The following is a 21902-nucleotide window of genomic DNA, read 5'->3' as shown; positions in this document are numbered from 1 at the left end:
AGACCTTTGTACAAGAAATATCAAATTACTTATTTTGAAAACGAAACAACAAACATCGGTACATTTTTTTGAAATTAATCCTTATACGCAACAGGCAATTTTTGCTTTCATAATTGTTCTATGCCTATTTTCAATCATTTCACCTCCAATTGCTTTACTATTAGGAGTAATTCTGGTAAATGTCTTCGGGAATCCATTTGAAAAGTTCAATGCGGTAGCGATTACTTATTTACTTCAATTTTCAGTGGTAGGTTTAGGCTTCGGAATGAATGCAACTGCAGCGCTCTCTGCCGGAAAAGAAGGATTCTTACTTACTATATTATCCATTTTCAGCACTTTAATTTTGGGGACTTTCTTAGGGAAATGGTTGAAAACCGAGAAGAAAACCTCTCATTTAATTTCTTGTGGAACAGCTATTTGCGGAGGAAGCGCCATTGCGGCCATTGCACCAGTTATTAAATCTAATGAAAATCAGACCTCAATCGCTCTGGGAGTTATTTTTATTCTGAACTCTGTAGCATTGTTTGTTTTCCCCTTTATTGGACATCAACTCGACTTATCGCAGAAAGACTTTGGATTATGGTGCGCCATAGCCATTCACGACACGAGTTCTGTAGTAGGTGCTGCCAACAAATATGGTACAGAAGCACTTCAGATTGCAACTACGGTGAAATTGGCCAGAGCCCTATGGATTATACCGATCTCTCTTTTAACCGCTGTGCTTTTTAAGAATAAAAACTCTAAAATCAAGATTCCGTATTTCATAGGTTTATTCATTCTTGCTATGCTTTTCAATACTTATGTACCGCAAACGGCTGTGATCGCACCACATATTGTTTCGATTGCCAAAATCGGTCTTACGATAACTTTATTCTTGATAGGAGCAACTTTAAGTGTCAATACTTTAAAATCAGTTGGAGTTAAACCTTTACTGCAAGGAGTTGTTCTTTGGATATTTATTGCGGTTCTGGGACTTGTATCGATACTATTTTTCCACTAAAGAGAAATATTTATTTCACATTCGAGAATCTAACAACAGGCTTATCAATCAGCTTATACTGTTTTCCTTTAAACGAATAACGTCTTTCGATCTCGAAATTAAACTTCTTCTTAGTTTTGGCCATTGCAGCTATTTCATCAGGTAAAACGACTTCAAATTCATCATTAGCCTGGGCAGCTTTACTAAAGGAGCCGTTTGTTTTAACGATAATATCCCTAAAGTGTTTTTTGTTTGTATCCTTTACGACGGTGTAAGAACCGGACCATTCTACGCTCGCCACATTGGTGAGTTTGTAATTGTAAGACTCTAAAATAGGCTGGTACCTTCCGTCAAATCCGGCAATCAGATAGAGAATTCCCTCAAATGGACCGCCCGCACCACCATTTACATGGGTAAGTGTAAAGGCGTACTGATCTTCTCCAATTTCTACTAATTTTGGAGAAGGCGCCTGAGCAAAAGAGCCAAAAGCCGCAATAGCAGGTTGAAAAGATCTCATTTGCCAAATTTGGTTGTTTTTAGCAAACTTGGCAACGCCAACAAGTCCGCCGGAAAATCTTCCGGTCTGCAACCCGTCTTCATCGTAAAAAGAATGATTAAAAAGCAGCAATTTAAACTGATTCCCTTTAGAATCTGTATAATCAAGAGTGCCCAAAACCCTGGTTGCAACGCCATTTTCATAAGGAAACAACTGATCGCCTTCGACACCATTGACATCAATGTAGGCGGCAGGTTTGCAATTGCTGCATTTCCAGCTTATAAAAGTATTATGGTCGGAGAGATTATATAGTTTACCCGGAAACAATTGCTGCATCGTTTTCACTGAATTGAAAGGATCCGCTACCTGTAATGTTCTTTTGGTATTCAGAATCGTATCCTGAACATTTTTCAATTCGACAATATCTTCTTGTGCAAAACCGCTGGAAGTGAAGAGCAGGAAAAGAATTCCTATAGAAATGAGGCGCATATTTTTAGATTTAGATAAAAGATAGCGAATTTACGAAGAAACTTTTAATTTGAATTTCAATTACTTCGGATTCAAAAAAAATAAATGAAGCTAAATTTTGCAATCTTTACGATTATTCCCTTTGAAATGTACATAAATAAAATAAATTTGCACCTCTAACAAAAATAAAAATGAAAAACTTAAAAATGAAACCAAGACTAATTGCATTATTCGCATTAGCAATTGGTTTTTTGACATTATCCTGGGGGATGGTTGGTCACGAACGTATTAATAAAGCCGCAGTTATGGCTTTGCCACACCCGCTTCAGGTATTCTTCTATAATCATATAGATTTTATTACACAGGAAGCCTCTGTACCGGACATTAGAAAATATGCCTTAAATTATAAAGACGAAAATCCAAGACATTATTTTGACATGGAGAGTTTTGGTAACCCAGCAGATTTCCCACAGACTTTAGAAGCAGCAAAGCAAAAATACGATGCCAAATTCTTAAACGAGAACGGAATCCTGCCTTGGTATATCGAAGAGATGATGGTAAAATTGACAAAAGCTTTTAAAGAGAAGAACAGAGCTGAAATTTTGTTTTTAGCTGCAGATTTAGGTCATTACGTTGGTGATGCACACATGCCATTGCATACCTCTTCAAATCACGACGGACAATTAAGCGATCAAAAGGGAATTCATTCCCTTTGGGAAAGCAGACTTCCGGAATTGTTTGTTAAAAACTACAGACTAAACGTTCCGCAAGCCCAATATTATGAGGATGTTCACAAAGCAACCTGGGATATGATTAATGATACTCACAGTTTAGTACAGCCTTTGCTGGATGTAGATAAAAAGCTAAGAACAACAACTCCGGAAAATGAGACTTTTAAATTGGATGCTGACGGGAAAGTATTAAAGAGTAAATACAATACAGCTGTTTTCTCTGACGAATATGCTAAAAAACTACACAAAGAATTAAACGGAATGGTGGAGAATCAAATGAAAAAAGCCATTGCAGCAACAGCAAGTTTTTGGTACACAGCATGGGTAAATGCTGGAAAACCTGATTTAAGTGATTTAGATGCATTTGAGCTGACACAAAGAAATAATCAAGCCTTAAAAGATGATGCCAGATTATTTCAACAAGGAAACTTATTTGGAATGAAAAATCAGAATGATTAAATAGTTTACTATATAAGTATTCAGTCTCAGTCTCTGTACTGTGTTTAGTTTACAGATTATAGCTAATTATTATAATGAGAACAGCCTCAAATTCTAATGAATCTGAGGCTGTTTTTTTGTAATATTTTTACTTAATTTTATTTTAGACTTCATCCGCGATCAATACCGCAATAGTAAGCAGTATTCAACTGTGAGCACGACTGAATACTGCGACTGAGACTGAAAACTAACGCTGATACTTCTTCTCTTTAAGCATATAGGAAGCTGTTTGATAAAAAGAAATGGTTTCTTTTATTAAATCAGCTCTCTCCGTTTTCATCGGAGTTTCGTTGTAATCAATTTGAAATTCAGGAGCAATACCCGGTTTAGGGTTAATTTGCACATTAAACTGTTTTACCTGTTGCTTAGGCGACAAAATCGTCAGAACATTGTCTTTTATTAGTCCCATGTCCTGATAAGTAGCAATAAAAGCTCTGGGTTTATAATCCGATTTTAAAACATCCTGACCAAAAAACTTACTTTCGTAATTAAAGTTTAATAATCCAAAGAGTGTTGGCATAACATCTATTTGCGACATTAACTGATTGTATTTTTGAGGTTTTCTATTCGGATCATAAATAAACCCCGGAATTCTATACTTATCTAATGGAAGCTCGGTTTTTCCTGCACTTGAAGCACAGTGGTCGGCTACAATAACAAAAATGGTATTCTTAAACCAAGATTGTTTGCTTGCCATTGCAAAGAATCTTTTCAACGAATAATCCGTATATTTTACACCACCTTCACGAGATTTTGCATCACCCGGAATATCAATTTTATTATTTGGATACGTAAAAGGTCTGTGGTTACTCACCGTCATAATGTGATTAAAGAAAGGTCTGTTTTCCTTTTCCTCAGCATTCATAACCTTTATCGCTTTATTGTACATATCTTCATCACAAACACCCCAAACATTGGAGAAAGTAATTTCTTCAGGTGCAAAACTTGACTTGTCTACAATTTCATAACCATTTCCGGAAAAGAAATCCTGCATATTATCAAAGAAAGCATCTCCGCCATACAAATATTTCACCTTATATCCCTTTTGCTTAAAAATAGCTCCTGTAGAAAATTTATTTTTATTGTCTTCTCTTTTTACGACACTTTCACCGGCAGTTGGAGGCAAACATAAAGTAACCGCTTCCAGTCCGCGAACTGTTCTGTTTCCGGTAGCATACAAATTGGTAAAAAGAAGACTCTTTTGAGCCAAACTGTCTAAGAAAGGAGTAATGTTTTCTTCATTTCCATACATCTTCATAAAATCGGCACTATAACTTTCAATAGTAATCAGGACCACATTTTTATGATTTTCAAGCGAATCTCCGGTGATCGTTCTTTTAGTACTGTTTCCGTTAATAGTAGCGAACTGTTGTTTTAGTATCGCGAAAGCCTCTTCATTAGGCAACGTTTTATAAAAATCAAAGTAATCAAGCTTACTGTTCACAAATGCTAAGTAAAATTTATAGATACCGTTAGCCTGTAACTCGTTAACAAAAACATTCTTTGAGTTTTCTGTTTTTGCCAGCGTTGGAATCGCAATTAGTGAAACAGCAAATACCCCAAGATAGATAGCCGTAATTTTTAGTTTCTCACTTACAGTTGGAATATGGTCAATATAGTTTCTGGATTTTTTAAGGATAAAGTAAGTCACAATTCCAGTCACTAAAAATAATGCGGAGAACAAAGGAATTACCGGATAGGACTCCATAATATTTCCAATAACTTCAGTAGTGTAAATCAAATAATTTACCGCAATAAAATTATACTTCACACCAAACTCATTCCAAAAGAAATATTCACTTAAACCATTTTGCAGAATTAGTAAAACATACAGGAAAATTACAAATGCAAACAACCAATATCTGATTTTATCCCTTAGCTTAGGCAGAAACAATAAAAGAGCAAAGAGAGCCATCTTAATTCCGATAAAAATCATAACGATCATTGGCAAAGCACCTCCATACTCGTCAAAGACGCTTTTCCCGGAAGCTGCATAGATAAAGAGAACTGCCAAAATCCCAAGAATTATATAACCAGAAGGTTTATTATATTTAGAATTGGATATGAAAATCAGATAGAGCCATAAAAAAACACTTGCCACAACAAAAACAAAAAAATCAGAAGTAAGTCCCAGAGCAAAGATTTTTAAGCTCTGAATAATGGTAAATGAACTTTGTGTTATGGGATGAAAAAACAAAACAATTCTTAACAGAAAACTAACGATAAAATAAAATATCGCCAGATTATAGATTGGGGAAAACTTTTTTGAGAGGGACATTAATAGCTTTTTAAGTTCAGATAATTATTAATTTAAAAGAGTTATTCGTTTGCTTAAGATTGTAAAATTAGTAAAAATAACATACTTTTTTTAAGGATAAACAGCGAGTAGTCTCTTTTATAGTCAAATATGAGAATAGTACCTATTTTGACTTCTTTTTCAAACAAAAATAATCCCATTAAATTAATTCAGAATAAAGTTATGCTTTTGCCTTACTTAGTGTTAACTTAAGGTTTACTTAAGCAGGATAATTTTCAGCTATTCTAATGGCATTAAGTCCTTTCTGACCTCAAAAGTCTTATCTTTGAAGGTAAATAATTACAGTTCAACTAAAATTACACTATTAAAATGCACATTCTAATCGTTGAAGATGAGTTAGGTATTGTTCAGTTTTTGCAACAAGGTCTGCAGGAAGAAGGATACCAGATTACAACAGCCAATGATGGCTCCAAAGCTTTTGAGCTGATTCACAGCCAACACTTTGATTTGATTCTGTTAGACTGGATGCTTCCTAAAATTAACGGATTAGATTTGTGCAGAGCCATTAGAGTTAAGGATCAGAAAACCCCAATTATCTTTTTGACCGCTAAAGATACTGTACAGGAAACGATAGAAGGCCTGAAAGCAGGAGCAAATGACTACATCAAAAAACCTTTTAGCTTTGAGGAATTGGTAGAACGCATCAAAATACACTTTAGAAATCAAAAAGGATCAGAAGATTTGACTTTGGGGACTATCAAAATAGATTTGTTAAAACATATCGTTCTAAAAAACAATGAAGAAGTTGCGCTAACCCAGAGAGAATTCGAACTCTTAAAATATCTTATTCAGAACAAGGGAAAAGTCTGCACACGAAATCAAATATTAAAAGATGTTTGGGAAATAAACTTCGAATACGACACTGGTGTAATCGATGTTTTTATGAATGCCATCCGAAAAAAGCTCAATTTAAAAATTGAAGAAGATTATATTAAAACTATACGCGGTATCGGTTATATCGCTAACGATTTATAAATGACACAACTTTCTTTTAAAAACAGAATTGCTTTAAATTACATCATTACAACGGGATTATTAATTTTAGCCGTTTTCTCCGTCATTTATTCTATTGTAAAACACACAGTTTACAGTCATATCGATGAAAAAATAAAAGTTGAAATTCAAAATCACCTGCAGGAAATCAAAGAGGTAAAGGGAAAAGTAATTTTAATTGATGAAGAAGAATGGAACGAAAGAGAGCACAACACGGTAGATGTCAATCCCGTTTTTGTAGAGTTCCTCGATCTGAATAAAAAAATCATTGAAAAAGCACCGAATCTAAAAACCCAAATCCTTAAATTTAATGATTCTGTTGAAGATTTTGAACTCTTTGACACCAAAATGGGAGACCATGCGATCCGACAAATTCAGGTTCCGCTTCATCTTAAAGAGAAGAAAATTGGATATGTAATTGTTGCTATGTCCCTGGCCGATTCTAAAATGGTATTGAACAACCTGTTTGATATCATGTCACTTTCTTTTTTAGGCATTTTGATCCTGTTATTTTTTATAGCCAGATTCTTTGCGGGACGAAGCATAAAACCCATCAATGAAATCATTAATACCTCAAAAATTATCACCAAAGACAATTTAAAGACACGTATTGCATTACCGAGAACTAAGGATGAATTGTACACGCTTTCGAAAACGATAAACAATCTTTTAAACCGAATTGAACATGCAATTGAACGCGAAAAAGAGTTTACCTCTGATGCTTCTCATGAACTAAGAACACCTCTTACTGTTATTAAAGGAACACTTGAAGTGCTAATCCGTAAACCTCGAGACAATAAGGAATACGAAGACAAAATAAACTATTGCATAAAAGAAGTCGATCATTTGAATATGCTTGTAGATCAACTGTTGTTGATGGCTCGTTTTGAAAATCAGAAGAAAAATATAAATACCGAATCTGTTTATCTAAATGGGGTAATTTTAGACGTTTTCAGATTAAACTCCGAAAGAATTAACAATCAGCAGATCAAAATTAAATTTGATACCCGTCAGGATTATTATATTGAGTCGGATAATTTTCTAGTGATTACGATACTCAGAAATATAATTTCCAATGCTATTAAATATTCCCACAGTGGAGGCGAGGTAACTGTTCTGCTCTCCGAAGAGAATGAAAAGACAATCTGCAGAATTTCGGATAACGGTATTGGTATTGCAAAGCAAGATTTAGACGCTATTTTTAGCCCATTTTTTAGATCCAATTCTACGGAACATCCCGAAATTAAAGGAACCGGATTAGGACTTTCCATCGTAAAAAGGGTAACTGAATTACTTCATATCAAGTTTAAAATGGAAAGCGAAATAGGGGTAGGTACCACTGTCATTCTATACTTTGATCATAATAAAAAAGCACTATTATAGCTTCTGAAAGGCCTTTAAAACTAAGCCTTGAAAGTTTTTTTAACAATAAAATACCTTTAAGTTAAAATAAAAAATGCTTTTTTATGAAAATAACTACTATATTTGCAACCGAATCAAAGAATTAAAAAATAAAACAAGACATGATTTCTAATCAATTACATCATCATCATTTTCATTATTGCTCTCAGGCGATGTGTTAATGGTATGCGTGTAAATCATCATATTTTAAAACCCGTTTGAGTACATCAAACGGGTTTTTTTATACCACTTCTTTGTACTCAGACTATTTAATTCAAAAAAACTAAAAAAATGAGTACATTAAAAATTGCAATTCAAAAATCAGGTCGATTAAACGAAGACAGCATTCAAATTCTTAAAGATTGTGGTATTTCAATCAACAACGGAAACGATCAGCTTAAAGCCGAAGCTTCCAACTTTCCTTTAGAAGTTTTATACCTTCGAAACTCAGACATTCCGCAATATTTAATTGATGGAGTGGTAGATCTTGCTATCGTTGGGGATAATTTACTTGTGGAGAAAGGCCGACAAATCGAAGTAATTCAAAAACTGGGTTTTTCTAAGTGCAAAGTTTCTGTTGCAGTCCCTAAAACCTTTGAATACAATTCGATACAGGATTTATCAGGTTTGCGTGTTGCAACCTCATATCCAAATACTGTTAACGAGTATTTTAATTCTTTCGGACTGACAGTTGATATTCACCAAATTTCGGGTTCTGTAGAAATTGCCCCTAATATCGGACTTGCAGATGCCATTGTTGATATTGTTTCCAGCGGAAGCACCTTATTCAAAAACAATTTAAAAGAGGTTGAAGTAATTCTTAAAAGTGAAGCTGTTCTGGCAGTTTCGCCAAAAGTGTCTCCCGAAATTCAAAAACATATTGATACTTTAAAATTCAGAATCCAGTCCGTTTTAAGAGCAAGAAACTCCAAATACATCCTAATGAACGTACCTAATGATAAAATCGAAGCAATTGGAAAAATTCTGCCGGTGCTTCGAAGCCTTACCGTTTTGCCACTTGCACAAGAAGGATGGAGCAGCGTTCACTCGGTAATTGACAAGGACACCTTTTGGGATGTAATTGACAAATTAAAAGAGGAAGGAGCAGAAGGAATCTTAGTGTGTCCAATTGAGAAAATGGTTCTGTAGTGTGCTTCGCACGCTTTAAGCAATAGGCTGTAAGCTAAATGCTTTGAAAAATTAAAAAAAGAAACTGCTTATAGCCTAAAGCTTAAAGCATAAAGCATAAAAAAAAATGAATAAAATAAACAATCCGAAACCAGATACCTGGTCAGAAATACTAAAACGACCAACTAAAACGATCGATGATATCGAAGTTACAGTAAAAGAAATCTTTAAAGAAGTACAGAAAAAAGGGGATGAAGCTGTTGCTAAATACACTTCTATTTTTGACGGAATTGCTCTGGAAAACTATGAAGTTTCAGCTGAGGAGATTCAGGAAGCCAATAGTAGCATTTCAGAGGAACTAAAAGCGGCTATTCAGTTAGCAAAAGAAAACATATATAAATTTCACAGTGCCCAAAAAACAGATAAGATTTCAATTGAAACAACTGAGGGAGTCAACTGCTGGCAGGAAAAGAGACCTATTCAAAAAATTGGTTTATACATTCCCGGAGGAACGGCACCTTTGTTTTCAACCGTTCTAATGTTGGCTGTTCCTGCCGGAATTGCAGGCTGTAAAGAAATAGTACTATGTTCTCCGCCTGATAAATCCGGAAAAATAAACCCTGCCATTCTATATGCAGCTACTTTATGTGGTGTAACCAAAATATTAAAAGTGGGTGGAATTCAAGCCATTGCCGGAATGACATTCGGAACAAAGTCAATCCCTAAAGTATATAAAATTTTTGGACCAGGAAATCAATTTGTAACTGTAGCAAAACAGTTGGCAACTCAATTTGGAGTAGCCATCGATATGCCAGCCGGACCTTCAGAATTACTGGTCTTAGCTGATGACACCGCTGTACCAGCCTTTGTTGCCTCCGATTTACTGTCTCAGGCAGAACACGGAACAGACAGTCAGGTGATTCTGGTTTCGACTTCTAAAAGATTAATTGAAGCCGTTGAAAAGGAGATCCAAATTCAAATTGAAGAACTTCCCCGAAAAGCCATCGCTAAAAAAGCCATTGAAAATTCAAAGCTAATTTATGTAGAAAACGATCAAATCGCTTTAGATTTAATTAATGAGTATGGACCGGAACATTTTATAATTTGCTCTCAATACGATGATTTCTACTGTAACGGTATTATCAACGCAGGTTCTGTGTTCATAGGCAATTACACCCCTGAAAGTGCGGGAGACTATGCGTCAGGAACCAATCATACTTTACCAACAAACGGCTATGCCAAAAATTATAGTGGCGTAAATCTGGACAGTTTTGTAAAATCAATGACCTTTCAGAAAATTTCCGAAAAAGGAATTCAAAATATTGGCGCCGCCATTGAAATTATGGCTGAAGCTGAAGGATTACAAGCTCACAAGAATGCGGTTACATTGCGATTAAAGAGTTTGAAGGAAAGAGGATAGAGCAAAGAGTCAAGAATATAGAAGCAAGAATATAGAGCAAAGACTATAGAACATACAAGTAAAGGATACGGTAGCTACTGACCAGACAAAAAGTCTACTATCTTGACTCTTGGCTCTATTATCTATTCTCTAAGAAAAAAAACAAAAAAAATGAAATTCGATATAAACACGATAACAAGAGAGAATGTAAAATCTTTGAAGCCGTACTCATCAGCTCGTGACGAGTTTGAAGACTTTGATACTGCCGAGATGATTTTTCTGGATGCGAATGAAAATCCGTTTCAAACTGGAGTAAATCGTTACCCTGATCCGCAACAACTTTCGATTAAAGCCATTTTGGCAAAGAATAATAAGGTAAAACAAGCCAGATTTTATTAGGAAACGGAAGTGATGAAGTTCTCGATTTACTTTTCAGAGCTTTCTGCGAACCTAATACAGACAATATTATTTCGCTTCCGCCAACATACGGGATGTACAGCGTTTTGGCGAATATAAATGCAGTCGAGAACAGAGAAGTTCTACTTTCAACTGATTTTCAGCCACAAGTAGATCAAATCTTAGATACTGTTGACGAGCAGACAAAAATTATCTTTTTATGCTCTCCAAACAATCCTACGGGAAATTCATTTTCAGATGAGAGCGTTGTAAAACTACTTCAAAACTTTAAGGGTTTAGTCGTAATTGACGAGGCTTATATTGACTTTTCAAAAAAGGAAAGCTGGTTGACAGAGATAGACGAATATCCAAACTTGATCATCACGCAAACCCTTTCAAAAGCCTACGGATTAGCAGGAATCCGATTAGGAATTTGTTATGCGTCCGAAGCTGTGATTTCGGTTCTCAACAAAATAAAACCTCCTTATAACGTAAACGAATTAACCCAGCAGAGAGCTATAAATCGTTTGAATGATCCTGAAAAAATAAAGACTGAAATAGCTTCAATTATCGAACAAAGAGAAGAGTTAGTTAAAGTTTTACTTGAGGTTTATTTTGTAGAGAAAGTATATCCAACAGAAGCTAATTTTGTTTTGGTAAAAGTAGACGATGCCAATAAAAGATACGATCAGTTAATTGAAAAAGGAATCGTAATCCGAAACAGAACCAATCAGCCTTTATGTGAAAACTGTCTTCGTTTGACGATTGGGATCCCGGAAGAAAATGCTGTTTTGATTAAAGAATTAAAACTGTTGAAGTAATAAACATTTAAGCCACAGATTTCAATGATTTTTAAACGGCAACGAACAAAAAAATCATTTCAAATCACCTAAATCTGTGGCAGACTAAAAATATAGACTATGAAAAAAGTACTTTTTATCGATCGTGACGGAACGATTGTTTTAGAACCTGAAAATTACCAACTAGATGCTTTGGAGAAAGTAGAATTTTATCCAAAAGCTTTTCAATACTTAGCTAAAATTGCCAACGAACTAGATTACGAATTGGTAATGGTTACCAATCAGGACGGTCTGGGAACGGATAGTTTTCCGGAAGAAACGTTTTGGCCAACACAAAATTTTATCTTAAAAGCTTTTGAGAATGAAGGAATTAAGTTTGATGCTGTCTTCATCGACAGATCTTTTCCGGAAGATAATGCCCCAACAAGAAAGCCAAGAACCGGAATGCTGACAAAATACATCGATAACTCGGAATATGATTTAGAAAATTCCTTTGTTTTAGGAGATCGTTTGACGGATGTGGAACTAGCTAAAAATCTGGGAGCGAAGGCTATTTTTATCAATAATAATGACGGAATCGGGAGTAATGAAATTTCTTCAAAACGGGAAGAATTAGACCAAACGATTGTGCTTCAGACAATGAATTGGAAAACGATCTATGAGTTTTTAAAGCTAGAAGCTCGTTCAGCCTCGATTACACGTAAAACGAATGAAACAGACATTTTTATTAATTTGAATCTGGATGGAACAGGAAAAAGTAAAATTGAAACCGGAATTGCATTTTTTGACCACATGTTAGATCAAATTTCCCGTCACGGACAAATGGATTTAGAAATACTGGTTAAAGGTGATTTGGAAGTTGATGAACACCACACCATTGAAGACACCGCAATTGCTTTGGGAGAAGTTTTCGCCAAAGCACTGGGAAATAAACTGGGAATCGAACGTTATGGCTTTTGTTTACCTATGGACGATTGTCTGGCACAGGTCGCAATCGACTTTGGCGGAAGAAACTGGCTGGTTTGGGAAACCGAATTCAAGCGTGAGATGGTTGGTAAAATGCCAACAGAAATGTTTTTTCACTTCTTTAAATCATTCTCAGATGGCTCAAAAGCAAACATCAACATCAAAGCTGAAGGAACTAATGAGCACCACAAAATCGAGGCAATTTTTAAAGCTTTCGCAAAAGCGATAAAAGTGGCAGTGAAAAGAGATACGGAGAAAATGATTTTGCCTTCGACAAAGGGAATGCTTTAAACGTTTGTTTCAGGTTTCAAGTTTCAGGTTACTCAAGAGAACTTAAAACTTGAAACCTGAAACAAAACAAACAAAATAAGAAATGAAAATAGTAATCATAAACTACGGAGCAGGAAACATTCAGAGTATCATGTTTGCAGTGGAAAGACTCGGCTTTAAAGCAGTTTTGAGCAATAACCCTGATGAAATTCAAAAGGCCGACAAAGTAATTTTTCCGGGAGTAGGGGAAGCAAGTTCAGCAATGACAAAACTGAAAGAAAGCGGTTTGGATCGTTTGATTCCGAACTTAAAGCAGCCCGTTTTAGGAATCTGCCTCGGAATGCAATTAATGTGTAATGCAACAGAAGAAGGAAATACGGAAGGTTTAGGAATTTTTGATGTAGATGTCATAAAATTTACATCTAATGTAAAAGTACCACAAATGGGGTGGAATCAGATTTATAATCTAAAATCTGATCTGTTCAAAGACATTGCCGAAAATGAATTTATGTACCTCGTACACAGTTTCTACGCACCAAATTGCCAACATATGATCGCAACCACAAACTATGATGTAGAGTACGCATCGGCATTACAAAAAGATAATTTTTATGGAACGCAATTTCACCCTGAAAAGAGTGGTGACGTTGGGGAGAAAATCCTTGGAAACTTTCTTAAACTAAATAACAAAGAATAAATTCCAAATTCCAACCACGTAAAAAAATCTAAAATCAGAACTCTAAAATTTAGAAAAATGAGAATAATACCCGCCATAGATATTATAGACGGAAAATGTGTTCGCTTATCGAAAGGCGATTATGACACTAAAATAATTTACAATGAAAATCCTATCGAAGTTGCCAAATCATTTGAAGCTCACGGAATCGAATACCTGCATTTAGTAGATTTAGACGGTGCGAAGTCAAGCAAAATTGTCAATTACAAAATCTTAGAGCAAATTGCGACACAAACGAGCTTGCAAATTGATTTTGGAGGCGGTTTAAAATCAGATGAAGATTTAAGAATTGCCTTTGAAAGTGGCGCAAACCAAATTACAGGCGGAAGTATTGCTGTAAAAAATAAAGAAATATTCCAAAAATGGATCACTCAATATGGTTCCGGGAAAATTATACTAGGCGCTGACGCCAAAGACGAAAAAATTGCCGTTTCAGGCTGGTTAGAAAATTCAGACGAAGATTTAATTCCGTTCATTCAGGAGTATCAAAACAAAGGAATTCAATATGTTATTTGTACGGATATTGCAAAAGATGGAATGTTAGAAGGTCCAAGTTTTGACTTGTACAGCAAAATTTTAAAAACTGTAATGTCAAATCTAGCGGAGTCGAGATTAAACTAATCGCATCAGGGGGAATTTCAACGTTTGACGAATTGCCTAAACTAGCCGAACTGGGTTGTGAAGGAACAATTATCGGGAAAGCTATCTACGAAGGACGCATTAGCTTAAAACAATTAGAGAATTTTATAATAAGAAAATAAAAACATATGGTTACTTGTCATTTAAAATACACAATAGATCCTTTCCAGCTGGCTGTTTTCGAAGATTACGGAAAAAGATGGATTAAATTAGTAAACCGATTTGGTGGTCAGCATCATGGTTACTTCATGCCTTCTGAAGGAGCTAATAATATTGCGTTTGCAATGTTTTCTTTTCCCAGTTTAGCTGAATACGAAAACTATAGAAGGTTAATTTTGGAAGATCAGGAATGTATTGAAACTTTTAAAATTGCAGAAGATTCTCGCTGTATACTAAGTTACGAGAGAACTTTTCTTCGCCCAGTATTCGAATAGTATAAAATAGAAAATGAGAAAATTTGATAGTTAGATAATTTATTACGTGACATAGAATAATTATCTAATTAACTAATTTTCTAATTAACACTTTAAAGAAATGTTAGCAAAAAGAGTCATACCCTGTTTGGATATAAAAAATGGGAGAACCGTAAAAGGGGTTAATTTCGTTGATCTTCGCGATGCAGGGGATCCTGTTGAGTTGGCAGAACTGTATTCAGCAGAAGGTGCCGATGAACTGGTTTTTCTAGATATTTCAGCGACCGAAGAACGCCGTAAAACGCTTGTTAATATGGTTCGAAATGTCGCAGAGAAGATCAATATTCCATTTACCGTCGGAGGTGGAATTTCGAGCGTTGAAGATGTTGAAATATTACTAAACAATGGAGCAGATAAAGTTTCGATCAATTCTTCAGCGGTCAAGAATCCACCGTTAATTAATGAATTGGCTCAGAAATTTGGAAGTCAGTGCGTGGTCGTCGCTATAGATGCCAAACAAATTAACGGACAATGGATCGTACATTTGGTAGGAGGAAAAGTACCAACCGAACTCAACTTATTTGATTGGGCAGTTGAAGTGGCAGCACGTGGAGCAGGAGAGATATTATTTACTTCGATGGACAATGACGGTACTAAAAACGGATTTGCCAATGAGGCACTTGCTAAACTTTCAGCACTTGTTAATATTCCGATAATTGCTTCGGGTGGTGCAGGAAATATTCAGCATTTTGTAGATTCATTTAAGAAAGGCAAAGCCGATGCAGCCTTAGCCGCAAGTGTTTTTCACTTTAAAGAGATTGAGATTAAGACTTTGAAGGAAGAGCTTAGAAATAATGGTGTTGAAGTCAGGATTTAGAGCATAGAAAAATAGAAGAAAGAAAATAGAAGAAAGAAAAAAGATACCGGCACTCTAAAATCTAAAGTCTAAAATAAAAAGAGCAGGATATAATTAAAAAACAAAAAGAATTCAGCAATCTAGAATCTGAACTCTAAAATCTAAAATAACTATGAACGTAGATATAAAAAGTGCACACGGATTAATTCCGGCAATCATTCAGGATGCAGAAACCAAGAATGTGCTGATGCTGGGATATATGAATGAAGAATCACTTCAAAAAACAATAGAAACTCAAAAAGTAACCTTTTTCAGCCGATCCAAACAAAGACTTTGGACAAAAGGTGAGGAGAGCGGTAACTTTCTAAATCTGGTAAGCATTAAAAATGACTGTGATGGAGATACACTTTTAATCCAGGCAAACCCTGTAGGGCCAACCTGTCACACAGGAGCAGACACCTGCTGGCAGGAAGAAAACAAAGAGAATTATGGCTTTCTTTCTACCTTAGAAAACACCATCAAAACTCGCAGGGAAAATGCTGATTCCGAGAAAAGTTATGTTGCTTCACTATTCGAAAAAGGCATCAATAAAATAGCCCAAAAAGTGGGTGAAGAAGCGGTTGAAGTAGTAATCGAAGCTAAAGATGATAATGATGATTTATTTCTTAGCGAAAGCGCCGATTTACTGTTTCATTACCTAATCTTATTGCAAGCCAAAGGCTATCAGCTTAATGATGTTGTTGATGTTCTGAAAAAGCGTCAGAAGTAAAAAGTTTAGTTTCAAGTTTTAAGTTTCAGGTTTCAAGTTGTGTGCAGTAACCTGAAACCTGAAACTTGAAACAAATTAGCCGACAGTTACTCTACAAACTCAAAAACGGCAAACTCCTGTGGTTGATGAAAACCAAATCTAGAACTTTTATAAGCTTGTAAAGCAAGGTATTCAGTGGTATTACCGTAATCAATTCTAAAAGCATTTCCTCGCCACTTAGTTCCCACTTTTGGTGTTGAAAAATTACCGTTTTTAATCGTATTCAGGCTCGAGAAGGGAATCTTAATTTCGGTATTAAATCCTTCGTTTGTTATTTTACTTTGTGTTTCCAATCCCAAAACATCAAATGCTATATTCATGTTCCATCCGCCACAAGCTGGTGAGATACATTTTAGAAGTAAATCATAATAAGAAGAGTAGGCATTCACGCCAATTTCGAGATAGTTTTCCCCATTACCGTCCGGATCTATAAAAATCTCAACCAAATCATCAGTATTAAAAATTTCAGTGTCTTTTTGCTGTGCCTTACCCATAATTTTAGAATCAATCGAACGATAGGCAATATATAGGTTATCAGTATCCCATGCAAAAGAAACATACGTATCCTGGGTCGCCTTTTTTCCAGAATCATGAACCACAAATGGTCCCAAAAAAGGAGTCTTCCAATCTGATAAATTGCCATCAATATTAACTTTTTGAATTGTTCTTGGAATAAGAATATTTTGCGAATAAGTTGTGATCGAGCACATCAAACAAAAAAGGATAGCAATTTTAAGAATTCTCATAAATAGCGTATATGAATTTGATTTGCTAAAATACAGAAGAATAAACGAATTTTAACATTAATTTTTAGAATCCTCTCTATTAAATCAGTCAAAACTTGATTCGAATGTTTACATTTGTTGAAGTGTAAACGGCTCAAAAAGCCTTCCTAATTTCGACTAAAAGAAAATATCTGTTTCATATGAAAAAATACTTCGGTGGCGTTTGTATCGCCTTTCTATTTGGCTTTACTGCCAATGCACAAGGACTTTTGAATAAGTCAGAAACTATTTTTACACATCAGGACACTTTACGCGGAAGCATCACAAAAGAAAGAGCCTGGTGGGATTTAAAATACTATCATCTTGATGTAAAAGTGAGTCCAAAAGAGAGAACAATTTCAGGTTCAAATACAATCCGTTATACTGTTTTAACTCCGTACGATAAGATGCAGATTGATTTGCAGGAACCAATGCAAATTACGAAAGTAACACAGGATGGGAAAGAATTACAGTTTAAGAGAGATGGAAATGCCTTTTTCATTACGCTGACTCAAAAGCAAAAAGTGGGTGATACCAAAGAAGTGGTAGTGAGTTTTACAGGAAAACCAAGAGAAGCCGTTAAGGCACCTTGGGACGGTGGAATCAGCTGGAAAAAGGACAAAAATGGTAAAGATTTTATCGCTTCATCCTGTCAGGGATTGGGAGCAAGTGTATGGTGGCCGAACAAAGATCATATGTATGATGAAGTCGAAAACATGTTGATCAGCGTAAATGTTCCGGGAGATCTTACCGAGGTTTCGAATGGAAGATTAAAAAGCGTTAAAAAGGAAAAGGATGGAACTAAAACCTTCAACTGGTATGTTTCAAATCCCATCAACAACTATGGTGTAAACATCAATATTGGGGATTATGTTAATTTCTCAGAAGTATACAAAGGCGAAAAAGGAGATTTAGATTGTAACTATTATGTTTTAAGAGACAATCTAGCTTTGGCAAAAGAACAGTTCAAAGACGTGCCAAAAATGCTAAAAGCTTTTGAAAACTGGTTTGGACCTTATCCTTTTTATGAAGACAGTTACAAATTGGTCGAAGTGCCCTATCTGGGAATGGAACACCAAAGCAGTGTGACTTACGGGAATGGCTATAAAAATGGTTATTTAGGACGTGATTTAAGCGGAACAGGCTGGGGATTAAAATTTGATTTTATCATCATCCATGAATCAGGTCACGAATGGTTTGCCAACAATATCACGTACAAGGATATTGCGGATATGTGGATTCACGAGAGCTTTACTAATTACTCTGAAAGCCTTTTCCTGGAGTACTACTACGGAAAAGATGCCGCTGCAGAGTACGTAATTGGATGCCGTAAAGGGATTCAGAACGACAAACCTATCATTGGTAATTATGACGTAAACAACGAGGGATCAGGTGATATGTATCCAAAAGGAGCCAACATGCTGCACATGATGCGTCAGATTTTAAATGATGATGCCAAATGGAAATCGATTTTAAGAGGTTTAAATAAGACTTTTTATCACCAAACTGTGACAAGCAAGCAAATCGAGGATTACATCAACACACAATCCGGAATTAATTTTAATAGAGTATTTGCTCAATATTTGACCACAACAAAAATCCCGGTTTTTGAGTATATGTTTAAAAACGGAACTTTCGGTTACCACTGGACCAATTGCGTTTCTAAATTTGATATGCCCGTAAGAGTAAAATTAAACGGAGTTGAAACATGGTTAAAACCAACAACCGAATGGCAGTCTGAAAAAACTACTAATGAAGACAGAAAGGTGGAAGTAGATAAAGATTTCTATGTAACAACTTCGAACATAGTCGAATAAAAGATTGATAAATTTCAATAAAAAATCCCAAATTCCAATATAAAGGTATTTGGGATTTTTTGTATCTAATTAAAATTAAGCGGATAAGTTTTAAGAACCTATCCAGTTTGTCAGTATAAAATGATTATCAAATTGACTAATCATCTAATTATTATCGACTATTCAACTTCGCCTTTTCTTTAATAATATCGGCGATCTTTTTGTTGTCGATTTTACTTTCCAGCCATGAAATAATATCAAGGTATAAAAAGGCTCTTTTCTCATAAGTATTCTTCTCCAGTTCGATAAAGCGAGCCCTCATCTTGATAAACTCCTTTTTAATATCGGCAGGGTAGAAGTTATTCAGGTTTTTCATGAACTTGATAATCTCTTTCTGAACCTCATGTAAATCATTCATTTTTAAGAGGAACTTATACGTGTTCTTCAAATGATTTTCCAAATAATAATCCTTACCCAATTCGTAATGTGCAATCAAGGACAAAAGTCTGGCAAAGCACATTAAATCTTCACGCATCGACAGATTTTTATTGTTGATGATTTTATCCAAATAATTAATCGATTCATTGTACTTTTCAGTACCAAAATAAATAGAGGCAATTTTATAGTAAAACAACATCTCATGATGCTCATCAAGATGTTCGCTGTGGAGCTTTATTTTCTGCAGAATCTCCGGAATAAGATATTCACTTTCAGCAAAAGTTCCTTCCAGTATGTGAAGGTTCAATTTATTATTATAAACGTACAGAAAAGAAAGCGATGCAATGTTATCATTTACCGGAAACCTTGGATCAGCAATGGTTTCTTCTAAAAGCGTCAGGTATTTTTTGAAATTCGATTTGTATTTCAACATATACAACGACTCGAGAAAATAATGATTCCCCTTTAAGAAAAAGACTGGATTTAGGTAAATCATATTAGGATTATCATAAAACAATCTTACCCATTTGTAGGCATATTTATAACTCGCTAAGAAATCCTGAACCAGAAAACTACGCCAAAGATTAGCATTGTAAAACCAATACTTTTCTCTAAAACCAAACTTACTCTCGTCCAGTTTTGAAATATGCTTATTGAAGTAATCGTCAATGTATTTGTACTCTTCGTCGCTTTTTACATAGCCGGTTTTTAGCATGATTCCGTACAACTGCAGCGATAAATTCGATAATTTACTTGAAATGGTATTGCGATAATTCAGTTCTTTGGCCTGAATTACCAATTCGTCGGCACGTCCCTGAATACTTCGCGTAATGTACTGTGATTCGATTAGTTTTTCGAATTCTACAATTTCATACGCCATGTATTTCTCATCATTCTCAAGCGCCAGTTGTTTTGTTTTGTCCAGAATCTTCAAACTCTGTTTGTACAAACCTTTATTGTATAAAATAACCGCAAAATCGATTTGTTCCCGCAACTGATAACGAATATTCTGACTCGGAATATTCAAGCGAATACTTACTAAAATCTGTTTGTATAAGTATGATTTTAAATTAGATAGCTGAACCTTTTTAATAATACCACTCTTGAGAATCAGCTTTTCATCATAAGTTTCAGACTTATCCAAAATGTTAAATAATTCGATGAATTTGGTATTCGAACTCGTCTCTAAACGACTTGCAAAAATCTTAAACTGCCTTTTTTCGGATTTAGAAAGTGATTTTATTAATACAAATAAGAAATCTTTTTGATGGTTAGCCATTGTAAAATATAATAATATAACTTATTGATTTTTAGTTAATTAACCTGCTTTAAAATGTTTTATGAACAGTATAATTTCATTAAAATGAATTTCGTGCCGGCAAAGTACAATATATATTTGTTATCAAGATGTGAAATTACATTAAATAAACGAATATGAATAGAGAGAAAGTTCAAATTTTTGACACCACTTTGCGCGATGGAGAGCAGGTCCCGGGATGTAAGTTAGATACGAAACAAAAACTAGTTATCGCAGAACGACTTGATAAAATGGGAGTTGACATTATCGAAGCAGGTTTTCCAGTGTCAAGTCCAGGCGATTTTTTATCGGTTTCTGAGATTTGTAAAATTGTAGAAAATGCAACTGTTTGCGGTCTGACAAGAGCCGTAAAAAACGACATTGATGTTGCTGCAGCTGCCTTAAAGCACGCTAAGAAACCTAGAATCCATACCGGAATCGGAACCTCTCAATCTCACATACTCCATAAACTAAACACAACTCCGGAAGACATCATTGCAAGAGCAAAATTTGCTGTAGCACATGCCAAATCTTACGTAGAAGATGTAGAATTCTATGCCGAAGATGCCGGAAGAACCGACAACGCCTTCCTTGCGAAAGTTTGTGAAGAAGTAATAAAATCAGGAGCAACAGTATTAAATATTCCGGATACAACAGGCTATTGTTTGCCTGAAGAATATGGAGCAAAAATTAAATACCTAAAAGAAAATGTAAAAGGTATTGAAAACGTAACCCTTTCCTGTCACTGTCACAACGATTTAGGAATGGCTACAGCAAACTCCATTGCAGGAGCCATCAACGGAGCAAGACAAATTGAATGTACTATAAATGGTATAGGGGAGAGAGCTGGAAATACAGCTTTAGAAGAAGTTGTAATGATCTTCAAACAACATCCTTACCTAAATCTGGACACCAATATCAATACAAGAGAATTAAACGAAATGAGCCGTTTAGTTTCTGAAAGTATGGGAATGATTGTCCAACCAAACAAAGCCATCGTAGGAGCTAATGCTTTTGCGCACAGTTCCGGAATTCATCAGGATGGAGTGATTAAAAACAGAGCCACTTATGAAATCATGGATCCTCTGGATGTAGGTGTAAATGAGTCCTCTATTATATTGACAGCAAGAAGCGGAAGAGCTGCTTTGGCTTACCGTGCTAAAAAAGTAGGTTATGAGCTTACTAAAGTGCAACTGGATATCGTATACGTTGAATTTTTGAAATTCGCCGATATTAAAAAAGAAGTAATTGATGCTGATATTCACCAAATCATCGAAGCTGCAAAAATTCAGGGAGAATTAATTAGAAACTAG

Annotated in this window: 17 protein-coding genes and 2 pseudogenes; 15 read left to right on the top strand and 4 right to left on the bottom strand. The window is 35.2% G+C overall.

Annotated elements, in window-relative coordinates; translation table 11 throughout:
* Positions 1–34: 34 nt before the first annotated feature.
* Positions 35–1000, top strand: a complete 966-nt coding sequence (locus C245_RS0115350) for a YeiH family protein (protein WP_017497497.1) — start codon at positions 35–37, stop codon at positions 998–1000.
* Between the two features lie 10 nt (positions 1001–1010).
* Here C245_RS0115350 and C245_RS0115345 read toward each other — a convergent pair whose 3' ends face one another.
* A complete protein-coding gene (locus C245_RS0115345) occupies positions 1011–1964 on the bottom strand; it encodes a hypothetical protein (protein WP_017497496.1) in 954 nt (317 codons plus the stop codon).
* A gap of 170 nt (positions 1965–2134) precedes the next feature.
* On the opposite strand from C245_RS0115345, the gene C245_RS0115340 reads away from it, so the two are divergent.
* Positions 2135–3133 carry a zinc dependent phospholipase C family protein gene (locus tag C245_RS0115340; RefSeq protein ID WP_017497495.1) on the top strand — a complete coding sequence of 333 codons (999 nt, stop codon included), beginning with the start codon at positions 2135–2137 and terminating at the stop codon, positions 3131–3133.
* A 226-nt stretch (positions 3134–3359) separates the two neighbouring features.
* Here the strand turns inward: C245_RS0115340 and C245_RS0115335 are convergent, their stop codons facing one another.
* A complete protein-coding gene (locus C245_RS0115335; protein ID WP_017497494.1) occupies positions 3360–5450 on the bottom strand; it encodes an LTA synthase family protein in 2091 nt (696 codons plus the stop codon).
* A gap of 348 nt (positions 5451–5798) precedes the next feature.
* On the opposite strand from C245_RS0115335, the gene C245_RS0115330 reads away from it, so the two are divergent.
* The 11 genes and pseudogenes from C245_RS0115330 (at position 5799) to hisIE (ending at position 16255) form a co-directional block, all read left to right on the top strand.
* Entirely contained in the window at positions 5799–6464 is a 666-nt protein-coding gene (locus C245_RS0115330) for a response regulator transcription factor (protein WP_017497493.1), read from the top strand.
* Complete coding sequence (locus C245_RS0115325; protein ID WP_017497492.1) at positions 6465–7865, top strand: HAMP domain-containing sensor histidine kinase; 1401 nt, start codon at positions 6465–6467, stop codon at positions 7863–7865.
* A gap of 309 nt (positions 7866–8174) precedes the next feature.
* Positions 8175–9032 carry an ATP phosphoribosyltransferase gene (hisG, locus tag C245_RS0115320; RefSeq protein WP_017497491.1) on the top strand — a complete coding sequence of 286 codons (858 nt, stop codon included), beginning with the start codon at positions 8175–8177 and terminating at the stop codon, positions 9030–9032.
* A 106-nt stretch (positions 9033–9138) separates the two neighbouring features.
* Complete coding sequence (gene hisD, locus C245_RS0115315) at positions 9139–10431, top strand: histidinol dehydrogenase (protein WP_017497490.1); 1293 nt, start codon at positions 9139–9141, stop codon at positions 10429–10431.
* Positions 10432–10581: 150 nt separating this feature from the next.
* A pseudogene (gene hisC / locus C245_RS23150) lies at positions 10582–11627 on the top strand (histidinol-phosphate transaminase).
* Positions 11628–11726: 99 nt separating this feature from the next.
* Positions 11727–12863 (top strand): bifunctional histidinol-phosphatase/imidazoleglycerol-phosphate dehydratase HisB, encoded by a 1137-nt coding sequence (gene hisB / locus C245_RS0115305; protein ID WP_017497489.1) that lies wholly within the window; start codon positions 11727–11729, stop codon positions 12861–12863.
* Between the two features lie 82 nt (positions 12864–12945).
* A complete protein-coding gene (gene hisH, locus C245_RS0115300; RefSeq protein WP_017497488.1) occupies positions 12946–13539 on the top strand; it encodes an imidazole glycerol phosphate synthase subunit HisH in 594 nt (197 codons plus the stop codon).
* Positions 13540–13596: 57 nt separating this feature from the next.
* Positions 13597–14339, top strand: a pseudogene (gene hisA / locus C245_RS0115295) (1-(5-phosphoribosyl)-5-[(5-phosphoribosylamino)methylideneamino]imidazole-4-carboxamide isomerase).
* Between the two features lie 6 nt (positions 14340–14345).
* Positions 14346–14651, top strand: a complete 306-nt coding sequence (locus C245_RS0115290) for an NIPSNAP family protein (protein WP_017497486.1) — start codon at positions 14346–14348, stop codon at positions 14649–14651.
* A gap of 100 nt (positions 14652–14751) precedes the next feature.
* Complete coding sequence (gene hisF / locus C245_RS0115285) at positions 14752–15507, top strand: imidazole glycerol phosphate synthase subunit HisF (RefSeq protein WP_017497485.1); 756 nt, start codon at positions 14752–14754, stop codon at positions 15505–15507.
* Between the two features lie 145 nt (positions 15508–15652).
* The gene (hisIE, locus tag C245_RS0115280) at positions 15653–16255 is read left to right on the top strand and encodes a bifunctional phosphoribosyl-AMP cyclohydrolase/phosphoribosyl-ATP diphosphatase HisIE (protein WP_285226726.1); all 603 of its coding nucleotides are present in this window, start codon (positions 15653–15655) and stop codon (positions 16253–16255) included.
* A gap of 86 nt (positions 16256–16341) precedes the next feature.
* On the opposite strand, the gene C245_RS0115275 is transcribed toward hisIE, so the two are convergent.
* Complete coding sequence (locus tag C245_RS0115275; protein ID WP_017497483.1) at positions 16342–17040, bottom strand: carbohydrate-binding family 9-like protein; 699 nt, start codon at positions 17038–17040, stop codon at positions 16342–16344.
* Positions 17041–17219: 179 nt separating this feature from the next.
* Between C245_RS0115275 and C245_RS0115270 the strand changes: the two genes are divergently transcribed.
* Entirely contained in the window at positions 17220–18875 is a 1656-nt protein-coding gene (locus C245_RS0115270) for a M1 family metallopeptidase (RefSeq protein ID WP_017497482.1), read from the top strand.
* Between the two features lie 151 nt (positions 18876–19026).
* Here the strand turns inward: C245_RS0115270 and C245_RS0115265 are convergent, their stop codons facing one another.
* Positions 19027–20571, bottom strand: a complete 1545-nt coding sequence (locus tag C245_RS0115265) for a hypothetical protein (RefSeq protein WP_017497481.1) — start codon at positions 20569–20571, stop codon at positions 19027–19029.
* Positions 20572–20726: 155 nt separating this feature from the next.
* Here C245_RS0115265 and C245_RS23145 point away from each other — a divergent pair, with 155 nt between their 5' ends.
* Positions 20727–21902: a 2-isopropylmalate synthase gene (locus C245_RS23145; RefSeq protein ID WP_017497480.1), complete on the top strand. Its 1176-nt coding sequence runs from the start codon at positions 20727–20729 to the stop codon at positions 21900–21902.

Source organism: Flavobacterium sp. WG21 (assembly GCF_000335775.1).
Classification (GTDB): Bacteria; Bacteroidota; Bacteroidia; order Flavobacteriales; family Flavobacteriaceae; genus Flavobacterium; species Flavobacterium tructae.
This window is presented reverse-complemented; position numbering and strand designations above follow the sequence as displayed.